This is a genomic window from Streptomyces sp. 8N616 (assembly GCF_052246385.1).
Taxonomy (GTDB): Bacteria; Actinomycetota; Actinomycetes; order Streptomycetales; family Streptomycetaceae; genus Streptomyces.
Genome location: NZ_JBQQBY010000076.1, coordinates 1 through 5,136, shown reverse-complemented (window position 1 = coordinate 5,136; position 5,136 = coordinate 1). Strand labels below are relative to the sequence as shown.

Here is a 5,136-nt window from a genome sequence, read left to right as displayed (position 1 = left end):
CTGACTCACGAAGCGGAAGTATTGCTCCCGCTCGCGGATCAGCCTCTTGCGCCCCTGCGCGACCGTCCGGTCCTGCCGGATCTCGAAGTCCATCGCACCCCTTGAGCTGGGGTGTTGCAACGACCACTAGAACTCAAGGTGACCATCTCCGGGGCTTCATCTCATCATCGCCGTTTCAGCGCTCCCAGACCTTCTCGTAGCCGGTCTGCACCGCCGCCACGAACGCCAGGCTGAAGAGATCCACCAGCGGGTGCCGCGCCTTGGCCCAGCCACGGCTGTTCAAGGCGGTCCGGCGAGGCAGTCAACTGCGGAGCCAGGCCTCGCACCCGCCGTCGCTGCGCCGCGCGCGAGCACGGATGGGGCGCGAGCGCCGCCGACTCGGCGTCCTGGGCCCTTCCGCCCTCGGGCAGGGCGGGCCGCTTGAGACACCCGTAGCAGGGCCAGAGCGGTTGTTGCGGCTGCAAGGGAGCGGGGGCGGCGCCCTGGCGGGCACCTGGACGCGCCGTCGGCGAGTGACTGCGTCGGTTAGGCGGTGTCCACCAGCGGGGACCGGCCACAGCCGCCGGCCGGCCGGCGGCTCCCCGTCCGGCTCGGTGCCGAGCACGTCGGCGCTGGTGGCAGCCACCTGGACTCCGTCGACGGCCGCATGGAAGACCAGCCGGAGACCGGACGCGGTGCCTTGCCCCCTGAGCGGCCCGTCGAGTCCGGCCACGCGAGGGAAGCCCCAGGCAGCAGGGGAAGTCGACCTCGCCCCGTGGCGGCCAGTCTCGCCGCTCGGACAGGGGACAACCTGCAGCTGGCCGAAAGCCGAGCCATCGCGCCATCCGAGCCGGGTAGGGATGGGCGTGCGCGGCGTAGGTTTCGGTACTTCTTGTCGAAGTGAGGCGAACGTGACCCGGGTGCTCTTGGTGCACGACATATGGTTGATGCGATCGGCCCTGACCGCGCTGCTGGAACATGCGGACGACATCGAGGTGTCAGCCGCCTCTTGGGAGAAGGCACCGAGCCAGGCTCGCTCGTTACGGCCCGACCTCTGCGTTGTGGACGCGGACTGTCCGGGGTCCTCGCGATTACCGGCCCATCCCACCGGGCAGAGATGCGAGCTGCTCGTCCTGGCCACCTCGTGCAGGCCCGGAGTTCTGCGGCGTGCCGCCCAGGCCAAGGCTCTGGGCTTCGTGAACAAGGACGCGTCGCCGACCCTGTTGCTGAACGCGATCAGGCTTGTGGCAGCGGGGAAGCGGTACGTCGACGCCTCGCTCGCCGCGGACCTTGTCCAGGCTGCCGACATGTCACTGACTCCCCGTGAATTGAGTGTGCTGGCACTCGCTTCGGACGGCGCTTCCGTCCCTGAGACGGCCAGCACTCTGCAACTGAGCAAGGGGACTGTGCGGAACTACATGTCCGCAATCATCCGCAAGACCAACGCCCGTAACTGGACTGACGTCGTCCGTATTTCGTACGGGGCGGGTTGGGTGTAGACGGGGCGGGCCGTCTCAGACCTTCTCGGTGTGCCAGCGTCCCACCAGGTCACGGTAGAGCGACGAGTGGTCGAGCAGCTCCTGATGATTCCCACAGGTGGCGTTGAGGCCGTCGAGCACCAGGATCCGGTCGGCGCGCCGAGCCGAACTGATCCGGTGGGCAACCACGATCAGCGTCCCGGGCCGCAGGGCGAAGGCCAGTTCTGCCCGGGTCTCGGCCGCCGGATCGAGGTGGCAGGTGGCCTCGTCCAGGATGACGAGCGGCGCGGGAGAGAGATGCGCCCGGCCGAGCGCGATGAGCTGCCTTTCGCCCTGCGACAGGGCCGCGGGATCGACATGCGCGTCGAACCCGCCGAGCCTGCGCACCAGGGGGCCGAGGCCGACCGCTTCCGACGAGGCATCCACCGCCGACCGCGAAGCTCCGTCCGGGCACAGGTAGAGCAGGTTCTCGTACAGGCTGCCGGTGAAGACGTAGGCCTGCTGCGGGATGAGCACGCGCAGCCGGGAGGGGTCGTCCAGGGCGTGCGTGTGCGCCGGCCGGTCGTGGAGCCGTACCTCGCCCTTGTCCGGTTCGAGCAGGCCGGCCAGCAGACAGGTCAGCGTGGACTTGCCGATCCCGCTGGGCCCCACCACGGTGAGGTGCTCGCCGGGCTCGATCGTCAGGTTGAGTCCGCGCAGCACGGGTTGTGCCGCCGGACCGTAGGCGAACGTCACCGCACGCAGTTCGACCCGCGGTGCGTCGGGGCGTCCCGGTGCCTGCGCCGGCCGCTCGGGGTTGCCCGCGGGCACCGGGACGATCGGGCGGGGGTCCGGCCCGGGGGACAGCCGGCCGAGGACCACGAGCAGCCTGGTGCCGGCCGCGCCAAGCGCGTTCATCAGGTTGTGCAGAGCGGGCAGCAGGGCCTGGGTCAGATACGTCAGCGCGCCGAGCAGGGCGCCCGCCGTGACGCCCTGACGCAGCAGCCAGGGTGCGGCGACCAGGAGCAGCACCACCGGAAGGTGTCCGGCTATGCCGAGTGCCAGGGAGCGGGCGCTCGCCCACCGGGCGAGGGACCGTGCCGACTTGGCTTCCTGCTCGATCAGCGCTTGCGTTTGCGCCGCGATGGGTGCCCCTGCGCCGCACGCCACCACGTCGCGCAGACCCTGAGCCATCGAGCCGAACTGTGCCGACAGAGCCTCGTCGGCACAGAGGAAGTCGCGTTGTCGGGCGGCCATCGGCGCCAGCGTGGCCAGAAAGAGCAGCAGTCCCGTCAGCAGCGGTGGCGCCACGACGACCAGCAGTGCAGGAGCGAGTGCCGCAAGCCCGAAAAGCGCCCCGGCTGAGGTGAAGACGAAGGACCGGGCCACGAGCACCAGCCCCGCGAAGCTGTCCCGTGCAATCTCCGTCTGGTTGGTCAGCCGGGAGACCACCGCGCTGTCAGCGGCGTACGCCGGTCCGGCCAACGCCTGGTCCAGCGACCGTGTCACCACCCGGCGTACCAGGCCGTCCCGCAGCGGTTCGACGAGGTCGGCGAGTCCTCGGAAGACACCGCCGGTGGCCAGGCCACCTATGACGATGGCCAGCGCGGCCACCGCCAGCCACGCCAGGCCGGTTCCGGTGCGGCCGGCGAGAAAGCCCCGGTCGAGCGCCATCGCCACGGCGTAACCGCCGAGGAAGGTGTGGGCCGATTCGAGCAGGGACCAGCCACTGAGCTTCAGCAGCACGCGTTTGCGGCGTCCGAGGAAGCGCACGGCCTGCGGCAGGAGCCGTGAGCCGGTCATCGTCATCAACTCCCGCCCGTGTCCTGACCGGTGTCTGCGAACACGGCCCGGTAGTCGGGCTCTTCCCACAGGCGTTCGTGCGGGCCCACCCTGCGGATGCGGCCGTCCTCGACCCATGCGACCAGGTCGGCACGCGCCGCCGAGGAGGCGCGGTGGGCGATCAGCAGCCGGGTACCCGTCCGGACGTCGTGTACGAGGGCCCGGCCGACGTGGAGTTCGGTGACGCTGTCGAGGCTGGAGGTGGCGTCGTCGAGGATCAGCAACCGGCCGGCGTGGGCGAAGGCCCGTGCCAGCCCGAGGCGTTGCAGTTCGCCGCCCGACAGGGGGACGTCGGCGAGCGGCGCTGAGTACCCGCCGGGCAGGAGCCGGACGAAGGTGTCGGCCCCCGCCGCCCGCGCCGCGGCCCCGATCTCGCAGACGGTGGGCTCGTACGGTCCGAATCCGATGGCCGCGCCGACCGTTTCGCCGAACAGGACCGGCCGTTCGAAGGCGAACCCGACCTCCCGGCGCAGCTCCGACGGATCGGCCTCGGTCAGCGGTACGCCGTCCAGTAGCACCACCCCCGCGTCGGGGTCGGCCAGCCGTCCGGCGGCGGCGGCGAGAGTGGACTTGCCCGCGCCGGAGCGCCCGACGACGGCCATCGTCGTGCCCCCGGGCACGACCAGATCGACCCCCCGCAGCACAGGAGCGCCGCCCCGGCTGAGGGTGACCGCCCGCAGCTCGACGCGCCCAGGACCGTCGGCGGGCAGTGGACGCGCCCCGTGGCGTACGGCGGGAAGGGCGAGCAGTTCGGCGATGCGGCGGGCCGCGGCGCCGCTGCGCAGGAGGGAGTTGAGCTGTCCGACCACCGCGCCCAGGCCGGCGGCGAGGGCGGCATAGCGGGCGGCTGCCAGCAAGTCGCCCACGGACAGGCTTCCACCGACCAGCCGCAGCCCGCCGACGGCGAGGACCACCGTGCTCAGCAGGGGCACCAGAATCCCGCTGCCGACCGATGCGCGTCCGTAGACCTGCCACATGCGCCGCCCCTGCGCGCCCAGTTCGGGTAGCGGCGCCAGCACGCGGGCGAGTTCGCGCTCGGCAGTCCCCGCGGCGGCGACGGTACGGGCGCCGCCGAGGGCCTCGAGGAGGCGGCCGGCGACGTCCGCCTGCACGCGCTGGTACTGGGAGATGCTGTCGGAGGACCCGCGGGCGAAGACCCTCAGCAACAGGGCCAGCAGGGGGATCCCCGCGAGGAAGACAACGGCCAGCCAGAGGTCGATGAGCGCCAGGGAGACCAGACCGCCGACCGGGACGAGGAGCGAAGCCAGGCCGATGGCCGCCGTGGTGGGCGCGGTGCCCGCCTCTGCGGCGTTGCCGGTCAGCCGGGTCACCAGGTCGCCCGGGGTGAAGCGGTCGGCGGCACGGTGCGGCGCGAGGGACAGGAGGTGGTCGGCTCCGCGGCGGCGCAGCCAGGCGGTACTGCGGGCGCTGGTCGCGCCGCCGACCAGCGCCTCCAGGGCGTCGAAGAGAACCTCGGCGGCGACCAGCACGGCGCACAGCACGACGGCTCGCTCCACCCCCGCGGCTTCTTCGAGCAGCAGGTCGAGCGTGTGCCCGAGCGTGGCAGGCAGGGCGACGGCCGCGGCGGCAGATGCCGCGCTGAACAGGAAGACGGCGAAGGTGCGGCCCGAATTGTGCCGTACCGCACCGGCCAGGGTGCCTGAAGCACGGGCGAGGGGTATGAGTTCCGTGGTGGCGTTCCGTGGCGTTCCGGGGCGGGGGGTCGGGGCCATAGGGGTGCAGTCCTCGCCTCCGTTGGAGAGATGCGGGGCAGGCGCACCGCGGTCCCGGGCGAAATCTTTCTCCCGGGACCACGGCGCCAGTTCCCCCCCAGCCGAAATCCTTTTGCACCCCCGGG

General features: G+C 71.8%; 3 protein-coding genes. 1 reads left to right on the top strand and 2 read right to left on the bottom strand.

The genetic code is table 11. The features are described 5' to 3' along the window. Positions 1-890: 890 nt before the first annotated feature. Entirely contained in the window at positions 891-1,478 is a 588-nt protein-coding gene (locus ACTWQC_RS35570) for a response regulator transcription factor (RefSeq protein ID WP_443320007.1), read from the top strand. 15 nt (positions 1,479-1,493) lie between these two features. Here ACTWQC_RS35570 and ACTWQC_RS35565 read toward each other — a convergent pair whose 3' ends face one another. Continuing rightward, on the bottom strand, positions 1,494-3,239 hold the full coding sequence (locus ACTWQC_RS35565) for an ATP-binding cassette domain-containing protein (protein ID WP_443320006.1): 1,746 nt from the start codon (positions 3,237-3,239) through the stop codon (positions 1,494-1,496). A 5-nt stretch (positions 3,240-3,244) separates the two neighbouring features. Continuing rightward, the gene (locus ACTWQC_RS35560; RefSeq protein ID WP_443320005.1) at positions 3,245-5,011 is read right to left on the bottom strand and encodes an ABC transporter ATP-binding protein; all 1,767 of its coding nucleotides are present in this window, start codon (positions 5,009-5,011) and stop codon (positions 3,245-3,247) included. Between the last annotated feature and the right edge of the window lie 125 nt (positions 5,012-5,136).

Coding starts and splice junctions, on each gene's coding strand:
- ACTWQC_RS35565 (WP_443320006.1), bottom strand. CDS start 3,239: ATGACCGGCTCACGGCTCCTGCCGCAGGCCGTGCGCTTCCTCGGACGC.
- ACTWQC_RS35560 (WP_443320005.1), bottom strand. CDS start 5,011: ATGGCCCCGACCCCCCGCCCCGGAACGCCACGGAACGCCACCACGGAA.